The sequence below is a fragment of the Luteimonas sp. A501 genome (assembly GCF_054052085.1).
In genome coordinates this window covers 49,070-67,779 of the sequence record NZ_JBSVRI010000002.1, presented here as the reverse complement: position 1 = coordinate 67,779, position 18,710 = coordinate 49,070, and the positions used below count along the sequence as shown (strand labels likewise).

16 protein-coding genes are annotated in these 18,710 nt (G+C 69.6%); 7 read left to right on the top strand and 9 right to left on the bottom strand.

Annotated elements, in window-relative coordinates; all coding sequences use genetic code 11:
- Positions 1-66: 66 nt before the first annotated feature.
- Positions 67-1,623 carry an AlkA N-terminal domain-containing protein gene (locus tag ACW7G5_RS06750; protein ID WP_457003019.1) on the top strand — a complete coding sequence of 519 codons (1,557 nt, stop codon included), beginning with the start codon at positions 67-69 and terminating at the stop codon, positions 1,621-1,623.
- Positions 1,620-2,120, top strand: a complete 501-nt coding sequence (locus ACW7G5_RS06745; RefSeq protein WP_457003017.1) for a methylated-DNA--[protein]-cysteine S-methyltransferase — start codon at positions 1,620-1,622, stop codon at positions 2,118-2,120. Before ACW7G5_RS06750 ends, ACW7G5_RS06745 begins: the two co-directional genes overlap by 4 nt.
- 182 nt (positions 2,121-2,302) lie before the next feature.
- Here the strand turns inward: ACW7G5_RS06745 and ACW7G5_RS06740 are convergent, their stop codons facing one another.
- The 4 genes from ACW7G5_RS06740 to ACW7G5_RS06725 all read right to left on the bottom strand — a co-directional run bounded on the left by ACW7G5_RS06740 (position 2,303) and on the right by ACW7G5_RS06725 (position 7,346).
- Positions 2,303-3,964, bottom strand: a complete 1,662-nt coding sequence (locus tag ACW7G5_RS06740) for a serine hydrolase (protein WP_457003015.1) — start codon at positions 3,962-3,964, stop codon at positions 2,303-2,305.
- A gap of 68 nt (positions 3,965-4,032) precedes the next feature.
- On the bottom strand, positions 4,033-4,620 hold the full coding sequence (locus ACW7G5_RS06735) for a hypothetical protein (protein WP_457003013.1): 588 nt from the start codon (positions 4,618-4,620) through the stop codon (positions 4,033-4,035).
- A 2-nt stretch (positions 4,621-4,622) separates the two neighbouring features.
- A complete protein-coding gene (locus ACW7G5_RS06730) occupies positions 4,623-5,093 on the bottom strand; it encodes an RNA polymerase sigma factor (protein WP_457003011.1) in 471 nt (156 codons plus the stop codon).
- A gap of 153 nt (positions 5,094-5,246) precedes the next feature.
- Positions 5,247-7,346: an N-acetylmuramoyl-L-alanine amidase gene (locus ACW7G5_RS06725; RefSeq protein ID WP_457003010.1), complete on the bottom strand. Its 2,100-nt coding sequence runs from the start codon at positions 7,344-7,346 to the stop codon at positions 5,247-5,249.
- 235 nt (positions 7,347-7,581) lie between these two features.
- Here ACW7G5_RS06725 and ACW7G5_RS06720 point away from each other — a divergent pair, with 235 nt between their 5' ends.
- Complete coding sequence (locus ACW7G5_RS06720; RefSeq protein ID WP_457003008.1) at positions 7,582-8,502, top strand: hypothetical protein; 921 nt, start codon at positions 7,582-7,584, stop codon at positions 8,500-8,502.
- A 69-nt stretch (positions 8,503-8,571) separates the two neighbouring features.
- On the opposite strand, the gene ACW7G5_RS06715 is transcribed toward ACW7G5_RS06720, so the two are convergent.
- A complete protein-coding gene (locus tag ACW7G5_RS06715; protein ID WP_457003006.1) occupies positions 8,572-9,882 on the bottom strand; it encodes a formimidoylglutamate deiminase in 1,311 nt (436 codons plus the stop codon).
- Positions 9,883-9,989: 107 nt separating this feature from the next.
- Here ACW7G5_RS06715 and hutI point away from each other — a divergent pair, with 107 nt between their 5' ends.
- Together hutI and ACW7G5_RS06705 are read left to right on the top strand one after the other, a co-directional pair.
- Complete coding sequence (gene hutI / locus ACW7G5_RS06710; protein ID WP_457003004.1) at positions 9,990-11,246, top strand: imidazolonepropionase; 1,257 nt, start codon at positions 9,990-9,992, stop codon at positions 11,244-11,246.
- 210 nt (positions 11,247-11,456) lie between these two features.
- The gene (locus tag ACW7G5_RS06705; RefSeq protein ID WP_457003003.1) at positions 11,457-12,677 is read left to right on the top strand and encodes a dipeptidase; all 1,221 of its coding nucleotides are present in this window, start codon (positions 11,457-11,459) and stop codon (positions 12,675-12,677) included.
- 60 nt (positions 12,678-12,737) lie between these two features.
- Here the strand turns inward: ACW7G5_RS06705 and ACW7G5_RS06700 are convergent, their stop codons facing one another.
- Positions 12,738-12,929: a 30S ribosomal protein THX gene (locus ACW7G5_RS06700; protein WP_457003001.1), complete on the bottom strand. Its 192-nt coding sequence runs from the start codon at positions 12,927-12,929 to the stop codon at positions 12,738-12,740.
- Between the two features lie 77 nt (positions 12,930-13,006).
- The gene (locus tag ACW7G5_RS06695) at positions 13,007-13,411 is read right to left on the bottom strand and encodes a MerC domain-containing protein (RefSeq protein WP_457002999.1); all 405 of its coding nucleotides are present in this window, start codon (positions 13,409-13,411) and stop codon (positions 13,007-13,009) included.
- 70 nt (positions 13,412-13,481) lie between these two features.
- Between ACW7G5_RS06695 and ACW7G5_RS06690 the strand changes: the two genes are divergently transcribed.
- Positions 13,482-15,692: a TonB-dependent receptor gene (locus tag ACW7G5_RS06690; RefSeq protein ID WP_457002997.1), complete on the top strand. Its 2,211-nt coding sequence runs from the start codon at positions 13,482-13,484 to the stop codon at positions 15,690-15,692.
- Positions 15,693-15,746: 54 nt separating this feature from the next.
- On the opposite strand, the gene ACW7G5_RS06685 is transcribed toward ACW7G5_RS06690, so the two are convergent.
- Both ACW7G5_RS06685 and gltX read right to left on the bottom strand, forming a co-directional pair.
- Positions 15,747-16,235 carry a transcriptional repressor gene (locus tag ACW7G5_RS06685; RefSeq protein WP_457002995.1) on the bottom strand — a complete coding sequence of 163 codons (489 nt, stop codon included), beginning with the start codon at positions 16,233-16,235 and terminating at the stop codon, positions 15,747-15,749.
- Between the two features lie 73 nt (positions 16,236-16,308).
- Positions 16,309-17,706 (bottom strand): glutamate--tRNA ligase, encoded by a 1,398-nt coding sequence (gene gltX / locus ACW7G5_RS06680; protein WP_457002993.1) that lies wholly within the window; start codon positions 17,704-17,706, stop codon positions 16,309-16,311.
- A gap of 262 nt (positions 17,707-17,968) precedes the next feature.
- Between gltX and lpxH the strand changes: the two genes are divergently transcribed.
- Positions 17,969-18,700 carry a UDP-2,3-diacylglucosamine diphosphatase gene (lpxH, locus tag ACW7G5_RS06675; RefSeq protein ID WP_457002991.1) on the top strand — a complete coding sequence of 244 codons (732 nt, stop codon included), beginning with the start codon at positions 17,969-17,971 and terminating at the stop codon, positions 18,698-18,700.
- Positions 18,701-18,710: the final 10 nt, after the last annotated feature.

The following is an 18,710-nucleotide window of genomic DNA, read 5'->3' as shown; positions in this document are numbered from 1 at the left end:
GGGGGCTTCCGCCCTGATGTCCGAAAGCGGCGAGTCAGGTCATGGCGGCGGTGCTAGCCTGCATCCATGGCTACGCCCCTGCTCCCCGACGCCGCGGTCTGCGACCAGGCCCGACGCAGCCGCGATCCGCGCTTCGACGGCCTGTTTTTCACCGGCGTCCACAGCACGCGGATCTACTGCCGCCCGGTGTGCCCGGCGCCGTTCGCGAAGCGGGTGACCTATTACGCCAGCGCGGCGGCTGCCGAGGGCGCGGGCTTCCGCCCATGCCTGCGCTGCCGTCCGGAACTGTCGCCGTCAGATGGTGCCTGGCGGCGCGGTGACGCGGCGGTCGCGCGCGCGCTGGTGCTGATCGATCAGGGCGCACTGGCCGATGCGCCGCTGTCGGCGCTGGCCGAGCGCATCGGCATGGGTGAGCGCCAGCTGCGTCGCCTGTTCGTGGAGCGTGTCGGCGCGCCGCCGGTCGCCGTGCACGGCACGCGGCGCCTGCTGTTTGCCAAGCAGCTGTTGACCGAGACCGCGCTGCCCGTCACCGAGGTCGCACTTGCGGCCGGCTTCGGCAGCCTCCGGCGCTTCAATACCAGCTTCAAGGATGCATATCGGATGGCGCCGCGGGACCTGCGCCGGCAGCCAGGTGCGGCACGCCAGGCGCCGGGCGATGCGCTGGTGCTCCGCCTGGGCTATCGGCCGCCCTACGACTTCGCGGCGATGCTGGCGTTCCTGCGCGGCCGCGCGCTGCCGGGCGTGGAGTCGGTGGGCAATGCGCACTACGCGCGCGTGATCGCCGGCACCGATGGCGCGCCGCACGGGTGGCTGCGGGTCTCGGCATGGCCTGGCGACGAGCATGCGCTGCGGCTGGAACTGCACGCAGCGCAGGCGGCGCGCCTGCTCGACATCGTGCAGCGGCTGCGGCGCATGTTCGACTTGGATGCCGATCCCCAACTGATCGCCGCCACGTTGTCAGTGGACGACCGGCTGCGACCCCTGCTGCATGCGCGCCCCGGCCTGCGCTTGCCCAGCGGCTGGGACGGCTTCGAGATCGCGGTGCGGGCCGTGCTTGGCCAGCAGGTCAGCGTGGCCGCCGCGCGCACCCTGGCCACGCGCCTGGCGCAGCGTTTCGGCGAGGTGCTACCGGTGCCGCTCGACGAAGGCCTCGACCATCTGTTCCCGACGCCCGACGCGCTTGCCGATGCCGACCTCGGCAGCATCGGGCTCACCCGCGCGCGTGCAGAAACGGTGCGCGGCGTGGCGCGGGCACTGCTCGATGGCCGGGTCGACTTCCAGCCCGAGCGCACGCTTGAAGACTTCGCCGCGCGGTGGGTGGCGCTTCCGGGCATCGGTCCATGGACGGCGCAGTACATCGCGATGCGCGCGCTCGGCCACCCGGATGCGTTCCCGGCGGAAGACCTGGTGTTGCAAAAAGCGCTGCCGACGGACGGCTCCCGACTCACGGCCAAGGCGCTCGGCGCCCACGCCGAGGTCTGGCGCCCGTGGCGCGCCTACGCGGTGATACATCTGTGGAAGGACGCGATGGAGCGCGCCGCCACGACACCTCCAGCGACGCGGGTCCGCGCCGCGACGCCGCGCACCCGCGCGCGACCCACAACGCATGAGGCAAGCCCATGACCATCACCTGCCTGCATATGGATACGCCCATCGGCGAGCTGACCCTGGCCGCCGACGAAGACGGACTGCGCCGCATCGACTTCCCGCCGCCGCACGGCCCATCGCCGGGCGATGGCTGGCAAAAAGGCAGCAACGACGTGCTGCTCGAAGCGCAGCGACAGCTTGGCGAGTACTTCGCTGGCAAGCGCATGCAGTTCAACCTGCCATTGTCGCCGCATGGCACCGACTTCCAGCGCGCGGTCTGGACCACGCTTGCGGAAATTCCGTACGGCGGGACCTGGAGTTATCGCAATCTCGCGCACAGGATCGGCAGGCCAACCGCGACCCGCGCAGTCGGCGCCGCCAACGGCCGCAACCCGCTGCCGATCGTGCTGCCCTGCCACCGCGTGATCGGTGCCGATGGATCGCTGACCGGCTTCGGCGGCGGCCTGCCGACCAAGCAGTTCTTGCTGAAGCTGGAGGGCGCGCTGCCGGCCGGCTACGACCTGTTTGGCTGAGGAGCCTTCGGCACCAGCCCCGACCGGTAATCGTGTGCGGGAGCGGCCACAACCGCGACCCGTAGCCAGCCATTGTGGGAGCAGCCATGGCCATGATTGCCAGCCAGGCAGTGTGGGAGCGGCTACAGCCGCGATTGCCGCTCCCGCAGGTTCTTTCAGGTTTTACCTGGCACCGGGCGCGCTCAGTTCCGCTTGCCGGGAAGCACCTGTCCGCCCTGGTGCAGCTCGAGCGATTCCACGCTGCCGTCGGCGCCGCGCTTGAACACGATCTCGACGCCGAACGCCGGCGCTTCAAAAGTGTCCTTGCCTCGCGCCTGGAGCGGGAACTCGCTCTGTCCCGTGGCCTGGGCATGCAGCGAGCCGTCCTGCCCACGCACCGTCAGGACGAAGTTCGGCATCAGGGGATATTCGCCGGCATAGGCCGCCACATCCTCGTCCGAAAGCGCGGGCTTCTGCGCAACCTCACCACCTTCGCCAGCCTCGCCGAGACGCGTCGCCGGAATCGCGCCACCGCCCTGCATCCAGGTAAACGCGTAGCCGCCGTCCGCCTTCTCCTGCGGCCGCAGCACGGCATCCACCACCGTCGGGAAGAAATCCCCGGCGCTGTCGTGGAACAGCTCGAATTCGCCCTGGCCCTCGGCCTGGCCAAACAGCTTGCCGTCGCGCTGGCGCAGGCTCATCTTCATCATGCCCTGCAGCTGGTATTCGCCGACGAGCCCGTCGAGCAGCTCCTGCGGCGGTGCCACCAGCTTGCGCGGCTCGCCCATCGGGAACGAAGCGTCGACCAGGTGCAGGCCGAGGCTGGCCAGGCCATCGATGGAGTTCCAGTTGGTGTCGGACAGGATGACGACGCCGCGCTGCTGCGCCTTGTCCACCGACACGAACGACGAGAACCCTCCGGTTCCACCCTCGTGCGCCAGCACGCTGCGCTCGTCCACGGGCAGGATCATCCAGTTCATGGCCATCGGCGGCTGATCGCCGACCTGCGTTTGTGCAAGTTCGATCGCAGCTTCCAGCGGCGTTCCCGAAGGATCGAGGTTGGCCTGCACGTAGCGCACCATGTCATCCAGCGTGGCGCGCACGCCGCCCACGCCGGCAACGTCCACCGGGAAGGTCCACGCCGCGGTCGGCACGCCGTTGGGCGTGTGCCCGTCCGCGGCGCGCACGCCCTCGGGGCGCTGGCCGATGTAAGCCGTGTCCATGCCCAGCGGCGCGAGCAGCTTCTGCCTGAGCAGGGTTTCGAAGTCACTTCCGGCGCGACGCGTCACCGCATAGGACAGCACCATCGAAGCAAAGTTGGAGTACGCGAACTGCGTGCCCGGAGCCTGCGCCAGCGTTACGTCACCAAGCGAGGCGAGCAGGTCATCCACCGTAAGCGCGGCATACGGGTCGGCGGGATTGGTGATCGCCATTCGCGCAGGCAGCGCCGGCAGTCCGCTGGTGTGCGTGACCACGTGACGCAGCAGGATCGGCGCACCTTCGAACTGCGGCACCACCGTGCCTTCGGGCAGGTAGTCGGCCAGCGGATCGTCCAGCGAAGCTTTGCCCTGCACGATCAGGTCGGCCAGCAGGGTGGACGTCATGGTCTTGGCGACCGAACCGATCTCGAACGCGCTGTCGGGGCCTACGCGTGCGGTGGCCTTGGGGTCGGCGCAGCGGAACGCGCGCGCGACGTCACCCTTGTCGATCACCGCCACCGCCATGCAGGCGCCGGTGCGGTCACCGGCCAGTCGCTGGTCGATGAGCGTCGCAAGCGCGGCGTTGTCAGCGGCATGGACACTGCCGCTCACGGCCAGTGCGAGCCCGGCAAGCACGGGGAATACGGAAGCAGGACGGGTTGGCATGGCGCTCTCCTTGGCATGGGTGGCATCCACGGGCACGGAGGGTGTTCCTGGAATGACGCTGTCCGTTGTCACGTGTCGTCCCTCGCCAGCCCGTCGATCTGGCGTTGCAGTGTTTCGGCGTGGGCACGGAACTGCGTCCGCGCCACCCGGCGGTTGATCCAGGCCAGGGCCGCGTACAGCACCAGCATCACCGCAAGATAGCGAAGTGCGCCAGCGGTCGCACCGTCGCGCGCCAAGGTCAGCCCGATCAGCCCGATCGCTGGAGGAGTCAGGTACCAGAGCCAGACCTGTTCGAGCATCCGCGCCTGCGCCAGCGTGGCGTCGCGCTGCCGCTGCAGGTAGGCCAGCAGTGGAACGCCATGGTCGGGATCCGGTGCCAGCCGCCTGGACCGGCGCAGCCGGAACGGCAGCGCCACGCCCCAGGCTGTGATCAGCAGGGCGAACCCCGCCTGCAGCCACTCGCCTTCCACGAGCGCCGCCAGCGTGATCAGGGCGAAGAAGATGACGACGAGCACCGCCGCGACCGTCTCCACCAGGTCGCGCCGGCGCACCTTCTTCCACAGCGCCTGGTCGCGCGTTCGAAGCTCTTCCATCGGCAGCAGGCACACAGTCGGCGCGTCGCCGCGCCACGCGTTCCTCATCTTGTCCCAGTCCATGCTCAGCCCTCCAGGAATCGCTGTTCGAACAGTTGGCGCAGGCGCGTCATGCGCACCGCCACCGCGTTGACGCTGAGGCCCAGCACGTCGGCGACCTGCTCGCGGGGCAGCCCTTCAAGGTCGAGCAGGAGGACGCTGCGCTGCAGCGGATCGAGCATCGCGAGGAACTCGTCGAGCACGCCCATGGGATCGACCGCATGGCCGGTGTCGCCCTGTTCGGGCACGTCGTCCAGCGAACGGTGGTCGCGACGCGGCTTGCGCACGTGGCTCAGCGCGGTGTTCAGCGCCACCCGGTAAAGCCAGGTGGAGCGCTGCGCGCGCCCGTCGAAGCCGCCGAAGCTGCGCCAGAGCTGGAGCTGCATTTCCTGCAGCAGGTCCTGCCAGTCGTCAGGACCGGCATATCGCCGCGCCAGGCGCACCAGCGCCCCGCGGTTGTCCTGGACCATGGCGGTGAACGCCCTTTCGATTTCCATCCCGGAAAGATGCCTGCTGCTTGGGTCTCAACGTATTAGTCGCAGCGCCCGACGGAAATTTTCATCGGTCGCGCAGCGCGACCGGAACATGGTGCACGGGGAAGGCGGCGGCCGGCACGCGAATGCCGGCCGCCGCGGATCAGGCGATCGTGTTCACTCCGCCCAGACCCCGCGCTCGGGCGTCCAGTACAGCGTCTTGCGCTCGAACTGCTGCTTGCGGCCGTTGCTGCCGTGCGCCTGCTCGTCGGTCTTCGGATAGCCGAGCGCCGCTTCGCGCCCGTTGTTCTCGAAGTGCGCCAGGATCGCGCCGTGCACCGCGTGCGCGCCGGTGGCCGGCGTCCACAGGAACAGGCCATCCTCGAAGTACTGGAACTTGCCGCGCTGCCCCGACACCGGGGACACGGCGGCGTTGAGCTCGTCGATCATCGCGAAGCCCCAGCGTGTTTCCGAACCGGTGGCCCGGTAGTGCTCCAGGATCTTGCCGGCGACCGCGAACGCGCCGGTGCGCGGATGCCACAGGATCATGCCGTTCCGGAACTGCTGGTAGCGACCACCCGCCTGGGCCGCCATCTCGGCCAGATCGGGCACGCCCAGGTGGCTGCGCACGCCGCCCATGGCGTAGTACTTCCTGCCAATCTCGCCATGCGGCAGGACGTCGCAGCGCGGCAGGTCGTAGCCGTCGTTGTCACGCGCTTCGTCATTGCCCCAGCGCGAGAGGTAATAGGCGGACACCCACTGCCCCGCCGGCCCCACGTCGAGGTCGGTCTTGAGCCACCAGCGGTTGAACGTCGCGCCGCTGCGGATCTCGCGGCCCCAGGCCTTGCAGTACACATAGTTGGTGCCGGCGTGCAGGCTGCCGCTCTGCGAGCCACCGGTCGGCGACGGAAAGCCGGGCGCGCTGGCGTAGGTGTCGACCCAGTAGGTCGGTGCCGTGGCCGGCGGCGGTGCGCCGTTGTTGATCAGGTTGTAGAAACTTGCCCAGGGGAAGTACCGGCCCGGGTCGTAGCGGTTCTGGTTGCTGGTCAGCATCCCGTGGCCCTTGATGCGAACGCTGTCAGGGACCACGTGCCAGTAGTCGTAGCCGGGACCCTGCCATGCGGACGCGCAGTTGACCGGCTGGCGCGCGCAGATGCTCCGGGTCAGGCGCGCCGAAGCGTTGATCATCGCCGAGGTCCAGTTGCCGGCGTCACCGGCGCGCCCATCGTGTTCGATGCCGATGGTGTAATAGTTGTGATACGCCGCATGCCAGGCTTGGTGGTGCTCGCGCACCATCTGCGTGACCTGGCCATCGGACCTGCGGATCACGTAGTGCGCCGAGACGTTCGATGCGGGGTTCTTGAACCAGGAGATTCCGCCAGCGTAGCTGCCCTCGATCGTATGCATGATCACGGCAGAGCGGCCGTTGCCGGCCGTGCTGTAGTTGCTGGAATGCGCCGGGTTCCAGATCGCCTCGCCGAAATCCATGGCGATGCCCACGTCGGATGCCTGCGCTTCCACGCGCCCTGCTGCACGCGCCGGGTGCTCCTCCACCAGCTCATCCGTGGCACCGATGGTGTCGGTGCCGTAGTCCAGCCTTAGTGCCGGGGCGCCGAGCAGCCGGAGGCGATCGGCGGGAAAGGCGAGTTCCATTTCGATGGGCATGGCGGAGATGCGGATGCCCTTCTCGTCCACTCCACGCGCCAACGTCTGCAGCACCTCGTAGGCGAAACTCTGCCGTGCGAAGCCGTGGATGTTGCCATCGCCGCTGCCATAACCGGCATAGCGTGCGAGCGCACCGGCCATGGCTTCCACACCACCGCCGGCCCGGCTGGTGCCACCATCCTTCTTCAGTGCACGGTCCAGCAGCGCCGCAGCGGCCAGGATATTGGTCTCCGGATCCACCACGACCAGGCGCTCGCTGACACCAAGGACCTTTGCGCCCTCCGCCACCTGGTTGTCGAACCCACCGCCGCGATAGAGGCCCATCACGCCGTACGAGGCCGGCATGTGGTGATGCCCGGCCTTGCCGTGGGCATCGGGATCAACGTGGACCCAGCGGGTTTCCGTGTAGGCGATCGCCTCGAGCACGCCGCGTGGAATGGCCGGGTAGCGCTCGTGGGCGCGCTGGAAATACATCGGATAGTCCGCCCGTTCCTGCGCCTGCAACGCCATCGCCGACTCGCGTTCGGCTTCGGTGGTTTCCATCGCGGCGACTGGCCCCGCCAGCGCGATCAGCAGCGTGGCCGCGGCCGTCAACATCACATTCTTCTTCATCAGACTCTCCCGTCCGGTCATGTGGTCCATCCCCTGGCCAACAAGTCTGGCCACATCCATCCGCTCGGCGTCATTGGGGCCAGCCCCATGCGACGCACGGCCTGCGACGCCATGGTCGTGAAACGTGACCGCGGTCATCGCCACCTGCAGTCAGCCCTAGGTTGTCCGCACCGGGAACGGACACGAGACTCGCTGCATCCTGCGTTCCACGCGCGCCGCCGAGGTCCGTCCCGACATGTTCCAGCCCCTTATCAACAACGCGCTGCACGCGGCCGATCTCTTCTTCCGCCAGGTCCACGAAGCCCTGAACCCGAACACGGGGAGCGTTCCGGGACGCGACGGCGGCTTCGACCAGGCCGTGGGCGGCACGGGGATGGACCAGGCATTCGACAGCGCGATGGCGGGCGTCGCGGAGGCCGTCTACCTGCGCCAGGACGCGGACGGCTGGCAGCGGATGGGCGACGGCGAACTGGCCGCGGCGGGGATCGATCCCGGCCTCCAGTACAGCCACGGCATGGAGGCCGGCGTCTACACCGATGGTGTCGGCAACTACGTCGTGGCCTATGCCGGAAACGACACCGGAGGCGTGGAGGACGTGGGCACGGTGATCGCGCAGTCGGCGGGCTTCCAGACCCGGCAGTACGACACTGCGGTCACCCTCGCGCACCAGGCCGAGAACGCCTTTGGCGGCGACAACGTGGTCTACACCGGGCACTCGCTTGGCGGCGGTCTCGCGTCCATGGCAGCGGCGGCGACCGGCAGCACCGCGATCACGTTCAACGCGCAGGGCATCCACGACAACACGCTGCGCCAGCATGGCCTTGACGCCGGGGCCATCCGCCATGGCGCGGAAAACGGCCAGATGCGCCACTACAGCATCGACGGCGACTGGGCGACCGGCGTGCAGCGCCAGGTCCCGGTCCTCGACATGTTGCCCAACCCGCTGGGCACCCACATCCAGTTCAACGATCCGGCGGGCATCCTGAACATCGGCAGCAATCACTACATCGGGCCGGTGAAGGCGGCGATCGAGCAGGGTGCGTCGTATCGCATCGAGACCACCGACCCGCTGGAGCGGGCCTTGCAGGACGTCTATTCGGCGGTGACCTCGGTCATCGCGAACGCGTGGCGCATTGTCGCGCCGCCGATCATCTGAAGCCCTTCATGATTGCCAAGGCCGGCTGCGCCTGATCTGCGTGGGCGCGCGGGATACCAGCCGCTTCTGCTAGCGGCTGGTGGCGTGCCCGCCGGACAGCGTCGCAAGCGCCGTCCGATACCGCGCAAGCACCGCACCACTGTCCGCATGGCGGCCGTCGGCCACCACCCGACGGCCGGCCACATGCACTTCGCTGATGCAAGGCCGGTTTCCGCTGAACAGCCAGCGGTCGGCAACGTCGCCCGCGGTCGCAGCGGCAAGCAGCGGCGCCTCCGCATCAAGCACCAGCATGTCACCGGCGGCATCGAAGCCGGCGGCGTTGGCCACGCTCGCGTACGCGCCGCGCAGCAGGGTCTCGCCGACGCTGGACGATGCAGCGCCCACGGCGATGTTGCGACGCCGCTTCAGCAGCCGCTGGCCGTACTCCAGCCAGCGCAGCTCTTCGACCGGCGACACGGAGATATGTGAATCCGAGCCGATGCCCCAGGCGCCGCCGGCATCGAGATAATCGCGCAGGCGGAACAGGCCGTCTCCGAGGTTGGCCTCGGTGGTCGGGCAGATGGCGACGGTGGCGCCGCTCTTCGCGATGCCCGCGACTTCCCAGTCGTTGAGGTGGGTCGCGTGCACCAGTGTCCAGCGCGCGTCGACGTCGGCGTTCTGCAGCAGCCATTCCACCGGGCGCAGGTCGCGGATGGCGAGGCAGTCCTGCACCTCGCCCACCTGTTCGGCGATGTGGATGTGGATGCGCGCGTCGGCGGGCAGCGCCGCCAGCACCGCGCGCATCGCCTCCGGCGGCACGGCGCGCAGGCTGTGCAGGGCGCAGCCGACGCGCAGCATGTCGCCGGTCTGTGCATGCATCGTCTCGAAGAGGCGCAGGTAGCCATCGACGTCGTGGCCGAAGCGCTTCTGGCGCTCGCCCAGCGCGCGGCCGTCGAAGCCGCCGGTCATGTACAGAACCGGCAGCAGGGTCAGGCGGATGCCGGTGTCGCGCGCGGCGGCCACCAGCGCCTGCGACATCGCCGCCGGATCGGCGTAGGGCCGGCCGTTGGGCGCGTGGTGCAGGTAGTGGAATTCGCAGACGCTGCCGTAGCCGGCCTCCAGCATCTCGACGTAGAGCTGGCTTGCGACCGCATACAGCGAATCAGGATCGAAGCGCGCGGCCATGCGGTACATGGTGTCGCGCCAGGTCCAGAACGAATCCTCGGGATGCGTCTGGCGTTCGGCCAGCCCGGCCATCGCCCGCTGGAAAGCGTGCGAATGCAGGTTGGCGATCGTTGGCAGCTGCCAGCCGCCGGCCACCGCGCGCGGCGCGAAGGCGCCATCGCGCGCTTCGCCTGCGACGGACATGCCGGACGCTTCGGGGATCGGGTTCGGGGACATGGCGGCACGCTCCGGCGGCGGGGTGCGATAGGCTACCGCGTCGATGCCAGCCCGAGGTCCTGACATGCCCTGCACTGCAGCCACCACCCCCGTCCGGGCGCTCGCCGATGGCCACTGAGCGTTGGGACGGCCTGCTGCTCGATGCGCGCCTGGCCACGCTTGACGATGGCGGGTTGGACGGCGACACGGCTGAAGACGGCCCGGACGCTTACGGCTTGCTCGAGAACGCCGCGCTTGGCTGGCGCGACGGACGAATCGTGTTTGCCGGGGCGGCCGATGCGCTGCCCGCGCGCGCCGATGAGCTCGCGCACGAGGTGATCGACGCCGGCGGCGATCTTGTCACCCCCGGCCTGGTCGATTGCCACACCCACATCGTGTTCGCCGGCGATCGCGCCGCCGAGTTCGAGCAGCGCCTGACCGGCGCCAGCTACGAGGACATCGCGCGTGGCGGCGGCGGCATCGTCTCCAGCGTGCGCGCCACCCGCGCCGCCGACGCGCAGGCGCTGCTGGCGCAAACCCTGCCACGCGCCCGCGCCCTGGTCGCCGATGGCGTGACCACGCTGGAAGTGAAATCCGGCTACGGCCTGGACTTCGACAACGAGCGCAAGATGCTGCGCACCGCGCGCGAACTCGGCGACGCGCTTGGCATTGGCGTGCGCACCACCTTCCTTGGCGCCCACGCGCTGCCACCCGAATACGCCGGCGATCCCGACGGCTATATCGACGCCGTCTGCGACTGGCTGCCGCGACTGCACGCTGAAGGCCTGGTCGATGCCGTGGACGCCTTCTGCGAACGCATCGGCTTCAGCAACGCGCAGACCCGCCGCGTGTTCGAGGCCGCACGCGCACTCGAGCTCCCGGTGAAATTGCACGCCGACCAGCTCAGTGATGGCGAAGGCGCGGCGCTGGTGGCGGAATTCGGCGGCCTGTCCGCCGACCACGTCGAACACACCTCCGATGCAGGCGTGCGCGCGATGGCGGCCGCCGGCACCGTGGCGGTGCTGCTGCCGGGCGCCTTCCACGTGCTGCGCGAAACGACATTGCCGCCGATCGATGCGTTCCGCACGCACGGCGTGCCGATGGCGGTCGCCACCGACTGCAATCCCGGGACCTCGCCGCTGCTGTCGCTGCGCCAGGCCATGCAGCTGGCCTGCACCCACTTCCGCCTGACGCCGGCGGAGGCGCTGCGCGGCGCCACCATCCACGCCGCACGCGCGCTGGGCCTCGGCGACCGCGGCATGCTGCGCACCGGCCTGCGCGCGGACTTCGTGCGCTGGCGCGTGCGCGAGCCTGCGGCGCTGTGCTACTGGCTGGGCGGGGAGCTTGCCGCCTCCGTCCATTCCGGCGGCCGCCGGGTGGCCTGATTGCGGGACCATGAGATGTGTTGCCGGCACGAAAGGCGTCGCGGCTATAGCCGCTCCCACAAATGCCGCTACGAAGTGCCATCGCGGCTGTAGCTCCCACGAATGCCACCAGGACATGCCGCTATGAGAATGCCGCCCACGGTTGCCGAACCCCCCTGTGGCAGCGCCTACAGCCGCGACAAACCCTTCCGTCCGACAAGGAGCCTCCCGATGCCCCAAAGCCCACGCCGCCACGCACTCGCACTCGCTTTCGCCCTGAGCTTCGCCCTGCCCGCCACCGCGCTGACCCAGGCCACCGACGCCGCGCGCGCGCTGGCCGCCGACGCGATCATCGTCGATACCCATATCGATGCGCCCGGAGTGCTGGTCTCCAGCTGGGCCGACCTCGGCGAGGCCGCGCCCGACCGCGAGTTCGACTACCCGCGCGCGCGTGAAGGGGGCCTGGACGTCGCCTTCATGTCGATCTACACCTCCGCGCGCCAGGACGAGTCCGGCAGCGCCTGGCAGGCGGCCAACATCCAGATCGACGCGGTGGAGGCGCTGGTCGCGCGACACCCGGACCGCTTCGCCCTGCTGACCTCGCCGGGCGACGTCGAACGCCTGCGTGCCGGTGGCCGCGTGCTGCTGCCGCTGGGACTCGAGAACGGTGCTCCGCTCGGCGAAGACCTTGCGCAGCTCGCCTTCTTCCGCGACCGCGGCGTGAGCTACATCACCCTGGCGCACAGCGGCAACAACCGCATCGCCGACTCCTCCTACACGGTGGAGAAGCGCTGGAACGGCCTGAGCCCCTTCGGCCGCGAAGTGGTGCGGGAGATGAACCGGCTCGGGATCATGGTCGACGTCTCGCACCTGTCCGACGACGCCGTGCACCAGGCGATCGAACTCAGCAACGTGCCGGTGATCGCCAGCCATTCCGCGCTGCGCCACTTCACTCCGGACTTCGAGCGCAACCTCAGCGACGAACTGGCCAGGGCCATCGCGGCGAAGGGCGGCGTCGTGCAGATTCCGTTCGGCACCGCGTTCGTCAATCCGACCGCCGCGGCCAATACCCGCGACTGGTTCCGTGAGTCGCTCGCCTTCGACCGGCGCAGTGCGGCGGCGGTGGCCGCCGGCGAACCGGCGCTGGACCGCAAGGCCTTCGAAGCGCAGTGGGAGCTGGACCATCCCAAGGTGGAGGCCCCGATCAGCGACGTGCTCGACCAGATCGACTACGCGGTCAAGCTGATCGGGGTCGACCATGTCGGCATCGGCTCCGACTTCGATGGCGTCGACGGCGAGCTGCCCGAAGGCCTGCGCACCGTGGCCGACTTCCCCAACTTCATCGCCGGGCTGCAGGCACGCGGACATTCGGACGAAGACATCCGCAAGATCCTGGGCGACAACCTGCTGCGGGTATGGGCGGTGATCGAGGCGGGGGCCGCGACCCGCTGACCGGAAACGACGAAGCCCCGCTTCTGGCGGGGCTTCGTACGTCAACGCTGGCGCAGGACGTCAGTCCTTGGCCACGGTCTTCTTGGCCACGACCTTCTTTGCCGGGGCCTTGGCCACGGTCTTGGTGCCAGCCTTCTTCGCAACCGGCGCGGCGGTGGCGCCGGTCGCCTTCGCGGTGGCGTGGCTGCGGGCGTTGCCGTAGCTGGAGTTGTAGCGCTTGCCCTTGGCCGTCTTGCGATCGCCCTTACCCATCTGTCGCTCCTGGAGTTCGTTCGGTGGGGCGCGCTTTTGCACGCCACAGGGCGCGCATCCTAGCACGCGCGCCGGTTTCACGGCGTCGCGCGGGCCGCCGCGGCAGCGTGGGTCAGGCGCAGGTTCAACAGGTGCGCGCCGGCGATCATCAGGCCGCCCAGGGTCATCACCGCAGCGTGGACCATACCGTGGTCATGCAGCGGGCTGAACGCCCCCAGCCAGACCAGCGCCAGGCCCGGCACCAGCAGCGCCCACGCCCGGAACGCGCGGTGGCGGCGGAAGCCGATCGCCAGCGTGGTGGCGCCCAGCAGCGTGGCGAACACCGTGACCGCCTGGTCGATGTCCACCCAGCCGCCCACCGACAGCCCGAACGTGGGCAGCACGGCCAGCGCCAGCGGCAGCAGTGCGCAGTGCAGCGCACAGAGGAACGACGCCGCGAAACCAACCCGGTCCGCTCGATTGAGGTTGCATGAAGTGGTCATGACTTTCGTTGGGGTGGCGTCGGGATTGAAACAGTATAACATTTCAATCGACTTCACCACACTTGCCCCCATGACCACCAGACCACGCGATTCACGCACCACCCCGCGCGCCGCCGCCTTCGCCACGCTCGCCGGCGCGATCCTTTTGGCCCTGGCCCTGCCTGCGTCGGCCGAGGACGCGCCCGGCCACGAGCACGGCGTGACCGACCTCGATACGCTCAGGGTCCGCGCCAACCCCATCGCCCGCACCGCCGAGGACCTTGCGCGGCCCGTAGCGGTGCTTGCCGGCGAGCGCCTTGACGATGCAAAGGCCAACTCCATCGGCGAAACGGTCGCGCGCCTGCCCGGCGTCCAGTCCTCCTTCTTCGGCGCCGGCGTCGGCCGCCCGATCATCCGCGGCATGGAGGGCGCGCGCGTCCAGGTGCTAAGCGACGGCCTTTCCGCCGGCGACGTGTCGACGGTCAGCGTCGATCATGCGGTGAGCATCGAGCCCTTCCTCGCCAACCAGATCGAAGTGCTGAAGGGTCCGGCCAGCCTGCTGTACGGCAACGGCGCCATCGGCGGCGCGGTCAACGTGGTCGATGGGCGCATTCCGGAAGCCGCCACGTCGCGGCCGCTGGAGGGCCGCGCGGAACTGCGCGCCGGCAGCGTCAACGACGAGCGCACCGGCATGCTCCGCCTGGACGGCACCGCGGCCTCGGGGCGGCTGGTGTTCCATGTCGACGCGCTGCACCGCGAAACGGGTGACGTCGAGATTCCCGGCCATGCGGAAAGCGCCGCCCTGCGCGCGGAACATGACCACGACGACGACAACCACGACGACGCCCGCGGCACGCTGTCCAACAGCTTCGTGCGCACCGACAGCGGCGCCCTGGGCCTGTCCTGGGTCGGCGACCGCGGCTTCATCGGCGTCGGCCAGAGCCTGTTCAACACGCGCTACGGCGTACCCGGCCATGTCCACGCCGGGGAAGACCATGGCCACGGGCACGGCGGGGAGGAAGACCACGACCACGACCACGATGCCGACGACCATGGCGGCGTCCACATCGTGATGGACCAGCGCCGCACCGAGCTCCGCGGCGGGCTTGACGACATCGGCCCCTTCCAGAGCCTGCGCGCGCGGATCGCGCACACCGATTACACCCACACCGAATACGAGGGCGACGAGGTCGGCACCGTGTTCGACAACGAAACCATCGAGGCCCGGCTGGAGCTCGCACACCGGCCGCTCGGCGGCTGGGAAGGCGCCTTCGGCCTGCAGTGGTCGCAGCGCGACTTCGCCGCGGCCGGCGCCGAGGCCTTCGTGCCCGATTCCGAATCGCGCGACGCCGGCCTGTTCTGGATCGGCGAACGGGACTTCGGCCCGGCCAGCCTGGAACTCGGCCTGCGCCACGACCGCAACGCCATCGACATCGCGGCCGACGCCGGGCCTTCGCGTGACTTCAGCACCACCAGCCTGTCGCTGGCGTCGCGCTGGGACCTGACGCCTGACGTGCACGTGTCCTTCGGCCTCGACCGTGCGCAGCGCTCCCCCACCGCCGAGGAGCTGCATTCCAGCGGCATGCACGTGGCGACGCAGAGCCACGAATTCGGCGATCCGGCCCTGGACGTCGAGACCGCCAACCGCGCCGAGGCCGGACTGCACTGGCACCGCGGCCCGCTGCGCGTGGGCGCGGCGATCTACCACGTGCGCTACGACGACTTCATCTACCTGGCCGATACCGGGATCGTCGACGGCGGCCTGCCGGTGCGGGCCTGGACCCAGGCGGACGCGCGCTTCAGCGGCGGTGAACTGGACGCGGAATGGACCTTCATCGACAACGACAGCGGCGCGTGGACCCTGAGCGCCTTCGCCGACGTGGTGCGCGGGCGGCTTGCCGGGCAAGGGACGCGCGCGATCGAGGTGTCCGTGCCCCACGGAGACCACGCGCACGACTACGCGGCCGAGCTGGCGCTCGACGGCAACCTGCCCCGGATCGCGCCCGCGCGCATCGGCACCGACCTGCGCTGGGCCGGCAACCATTGGCGCGCGGGCATTGGCGCAGTGCGCTACGCGCGGCAGGACGACGTGGCCGGATTCGAGGACGCCACGCCCGGCCACACGCTGGTGCACGCGAACCTGGCCTGGCACATGGACACCGCCAGCGGCAACGCAGTCGAGCTGTTCATCAACGGCAACAACCTGCTCGACAGGGAGGCCCGGGTGCACACCTCGTTCCTCAAGGACCTCGCGCCGATGGCCGGCCGTGGCGCGAGCGCCGGCGTGCGCGTGCTGTTCTAGCAGCCGGGCCGGCCTGCGGCGTCGCGTGCGATCGAGCGGCGCCGCCCGGGCGACCTAGTCCTGCGCGGCGCAGTCGGCGCAGGTGCCGTGCACCTCGAGCGTCTGCGCGCGCGGGCGGAAGCCGAGCCCGCGCGCGCGTTCGTCCAGCGCGGCCACGATCTTGCTGTCCTCGAGCTCGACCGCCGAATGGCAGCTGTCGCAGATCAGGAACGGCACCGAGTGCTGCGCGGTGCTCGGATGGTGGCAGGCGACGAACGCGTTGACCGATTGCAGCTTGTGGATGAAGCCGTTGGCGAGCAGGAAGTCCAGCGCGCGATACACCGTGGGCGGTCCCGCGGCCCCGGGTCCGTTGCCCTCGCGCACGCGGTCAAGCAGGTCGTAGGCCTTGATCGGCTGCCCGGTCTCCGCGATCAGGCCGAGCACATGGGCGCGGATCGGCGTCAGCCGCAGGCCGCGCTCGCGGCAGGCGCGCTCGACCGCGGCCACGAAGGCCGAGGCGTCGTGGACGTGGTGCTTGGGATCGGTGCAGGCATGCGCTGGCATGCCTTGATGATGGTGGCGAACGGCCGGGGACTCAAGCCGGGCGCCACCCGCCGGAACGCAAGGATCTGCGTCGTCAGGCGGCCATGGCGATCGCGGCGTCGATCCGCTTCAGCGCTTCGTCGCGGCCGGCGAGGTACACGGTGTGCGCGATGTCCGGGCTGACCTGGGTGCCGGTGATCGCCACGCGCAGCGGCTGCGCCACCTTGCCCATGCCCAGGCCGAGTGTTTCCGCGGTGGCCTGCAGGGCGCCGGCGATCGCTTCGACGTTCCATTCCGCAAGCGCGGCCATGCGGTGGCGCGCCTCGGCCAGCGGCGCCTTCGCCTCGGGCTTCAGGTGCTTGGCAACGGCCTTGTCGTCGTACTCCGCGAGCGGCTGAAACCAGACCGCGGCGCGCTCGGCCATGTCCTTCAGCGTCTGCACGCGGTCGCGCAGGGCGAGGACAACGTCGGCCGGCGCCGGGCCGGCGGCAAGGTCGTACCCGGCCTTGCGCAGGTGCCACTCGAGATGCGTCGCCACATCCGCCGGTGCGTCCTCCTTCAGGTACTGCTGGTTCAACCAGCCCAGCTTCGCCATGTCCAGGCGCGCGGCCTTGGCATTGACGTCCTTCAGGTCGAACAGCTGCTGCATCTCGGTGATCGAGAAGATCTCCTGGTCGCCGTGCGACCAGCCCAGCCGCACCAGGTAGTTCAGCAGCGCGTGCGGCAGGTAGCCGGCGTCGCGGTACTGCATGACGTCGGCGGCGCCGGTGCGCTTGGAAAGCTTGGCGCCCTGCTCGTCGAGGATCATCGGCAGGTGCGAGAACGCCGGCACGTCGGCGCCCAGCGCGCGGTAGATGTTGATCTGGCGCGGGGTGTTGTTGACGTGGTCGTCACCGCGGACGACGTCGGTGATGCCCATGTCGAGGTCGTCGACGACTACGGCGAAGTTGTAGGTCGGGTAGCCGTCCGGGCGGAAGATGACCAGGTCGTCGAGCTCGGTATTGCTGATCTCGATGCGACCCTTGACCTTGTCGTCCCAGGCCACGACGCCATCGAGCGGGTTCTTCAGGCGGATGACGCGATTGGGGTCGTCGCGGTACGCGGCGCCCTGTTCGCGGTAGGCGCCGTTGTAGCGGGGCTTGTCGCCCTTGGCCATCGCCGCTTCGCGCATAGCGTCGAGCTCTTCCTTCGACTCGTAGGCGTAGTAGGCGTTGCCGGAGGCGACAAGCTGCTCGGCGACCTCGCGATAACGCTCGGTGCGGGCGGTCTGGTAGACCGGGCCTTCGTCGTAGTCGAGGCCAAGCCACTCCATGGCCTCGAGGATGGCGTCGATGGCGGCCTGGGTGCTGCGCTCGCGGTCGGTGTCCTCGATGCGCAGGATGAAGCTGCCGCCGCGGCGGCGCGCCTCCAGCCAGCAGTACAGGGCGGTGCGGGCGCCGCCGATGTGCAGGTAGCCGGTGGGGCTGGGGGCGAAGCGGGTGCGGCAGGTCATGGCATCGAGGGGCTTGCTGGGATGACCGGCGATTTTAGCCCACCCGGGCACAGCCTCACGGCTGCCTGGGCGATCGCTGCTTGTGAGGCCGGGGCCTTGAGAGGCCTCGCGAAGCGACGCCACAACCCGCCACGACGATGGGAGCGTCGGGCGCGTGGGGTACGCAGCCGGCATAAAGACCACCACCGTGGTCAGCCGGCGGAGTACCCCACGCGCCCGGCGCCACCGCGACCCCACCAGCGCACCCAATTACAATCCCCCGATGACCACCCTTCTCATCTCGGACCTGCATCTCGACCCGGCGCGCCCGGAGATCACCCGCCTCTTCGGAGAGTTCGTGGACGGCGAAGCGCGCGGCGCCGATGCGCTGTACATCCTCGGCGACCTGTTCGAGGCCTGGGTGGGCGACGACGACCCCTCGGAAACCGGCGCGTTCGTGGCGAAGCGGCTGGCGGCATTGGCGGGGAGCGGCGTGCCGGTGTACTTCATGCATGGCAACCGCGATTTCCTGCTCGGTACCGATTACGCACAGCGGGCGGGAATGACGCTGCTGGAGGATCCGACCATGATCGACCTGCACGGGCGGCGCGCACTCCTGATGCACGGCGACACGCTGTGCACCGACGACGTGGCCTACCAGCAGTTCAGGGTGCAGACGCGTGATCCGGCCTGGCAGCGGCAGTTCCTGGCGCAGCCACTGGCGGCACGGCAGGCGTTCGCGCAGCAGGCCCGGGCGGCCAGCCAGGCTCGGCAGGGCGAACTGCGCGACGCCGGCAAGATGGAAACGATCACCGACGTGGCGCCCGCTGCGGTCGACGCAGCGCTCCGTGCGCATGGCGTGGACCTGCTGATCCACGGACATACCCATCGACCGGCGGTGCATGCGCTTGATGTCGATGGGCATGCATGCACGCGGGTGGTGCTGGGCGACTGGTACGAGCAGGGATCGGTGTTGCGCGTGGACGCGACAGGAGTCCAGTTGGCGAGCCTGTAAAGCCGCGCGT

Excerpts from the sequence above, each read along its gene's own strand:
- ACW7G5_RS06685 (WP_457002995.1), bottom strand. The coding sequence starts at position 16,235 with ATGCCAGCGCATGCCTGCACCGATCCCAAGCACCACGTCCACGACGCC.
- ACW7G5_RS06690 (WP_457002997.1), top strand. The coding sequence starts at position 13,482 with ATGACCACCAGACCACGCGATTCACGCACCACCCCGCGCGCCGCCGCC.
- ACW7G5_RS06720 (WP_457003008.1), top strand. The coding sequence starts at position 7,582 with ATGTTCCAGCCCCTTATCAACAACGCGCTGCACGCGGCCGATCTCTTC.
- gltX (WP_457002993.1), bottom strand. The coding sequence starts at position 17,706 with ATGACCTGCCGCACCCGCTTCGCCCCCAGCCCCACCGGCTACCTGCAC.
- ACW7G5_RS06725 (WP_457003010.1), bottom strand. The coding sequence starts at position 7,346 with ATGAAGAAGAATGTGATGTTGACGGCCGCGGCCACGCTGCTGATCGCG.
- ACW7G5_RS06715 (WP_457003006.1), bottom strand. The coding sequence starts at position 9,882 with ATGTCCCCGAACCCGATCCCCGAAGCGTCCGGCATGTCCGTCGCAGGC.
- ACW7G5_RS06695 (WP_457002999.1), bottom strand. The coding sequence starts at position 13,411 with ATGACCACTTCATGCAACCTCAATCGAGCGGACCGGGTTGGTTTCGCG.
- ACW7G5_RS06705 (WP_457003003.1), top strand. The coding sequence starts at position 11,457 with ATGCCCCAAAGCCCACGCCGCCACGCACTCGCACTCGCTTTCGCCCTG.
- ACW7G5_RS06745 (WP_457003017.1), top strand. The coding sequence starts at position 1,620 with ATGACCATCACCTGCCTGCATATGGATACGCCCATCGGCGAGCTGACC.
- lpxH (WP_457002991.1), top strand. The coding sequence starts at position 17,969 with ATGACCACCCTTCTCATCTCGGACCTGCATCTCGACCCGGCGCGCCCG.
- ACW7G5_RS06740 (WP_457003015.1), bottom strand. The coding sequence starts at position 3,964 with ATGCCAACCCGTCCTGCTTCCGTATTCCCCGTGCTTGCCGGGCTCGCA.
- ACW7G5_RS06700 (WP_457003001.1), bottom strand. The coding sequence starts at position 12,929 with ATGGGTAAGGGCGATCGCAAGACGGCCAAGGGCAAGCGCTACAACTCC.
- ACW7G5_RS06735 (WP_457003013.1), bottom strand. The coding sequence starts at position 4,620 with ATGGACTGGGACAAGATGAGGAACGCGTGGCGCGGCGACGCGCCGACT.
- ACW7G5_RS06750 (WP_457003019.1), top strand. The coding sequence starts at position 67 with ATGGCTACGCCCCTGCTCCCCGACGCCGCGGTCTGCGACCAGGCCCGA.
- hutI (WP_457003004.1), top strand. The coding sequence starts at position 9,990 with ATGGCCACTGAGCGTTGGGACGGCCTGCTGCTCGATGCGCGCCTGGCC.
- ACW7G5_RS06730 (WP_457003011.1), bottom strand. The coding sequence starts at position 5,093 with ATGGAAATCGAAAGGGCGTTCACCGCCATGGTCCAGGACAACCGCGGG.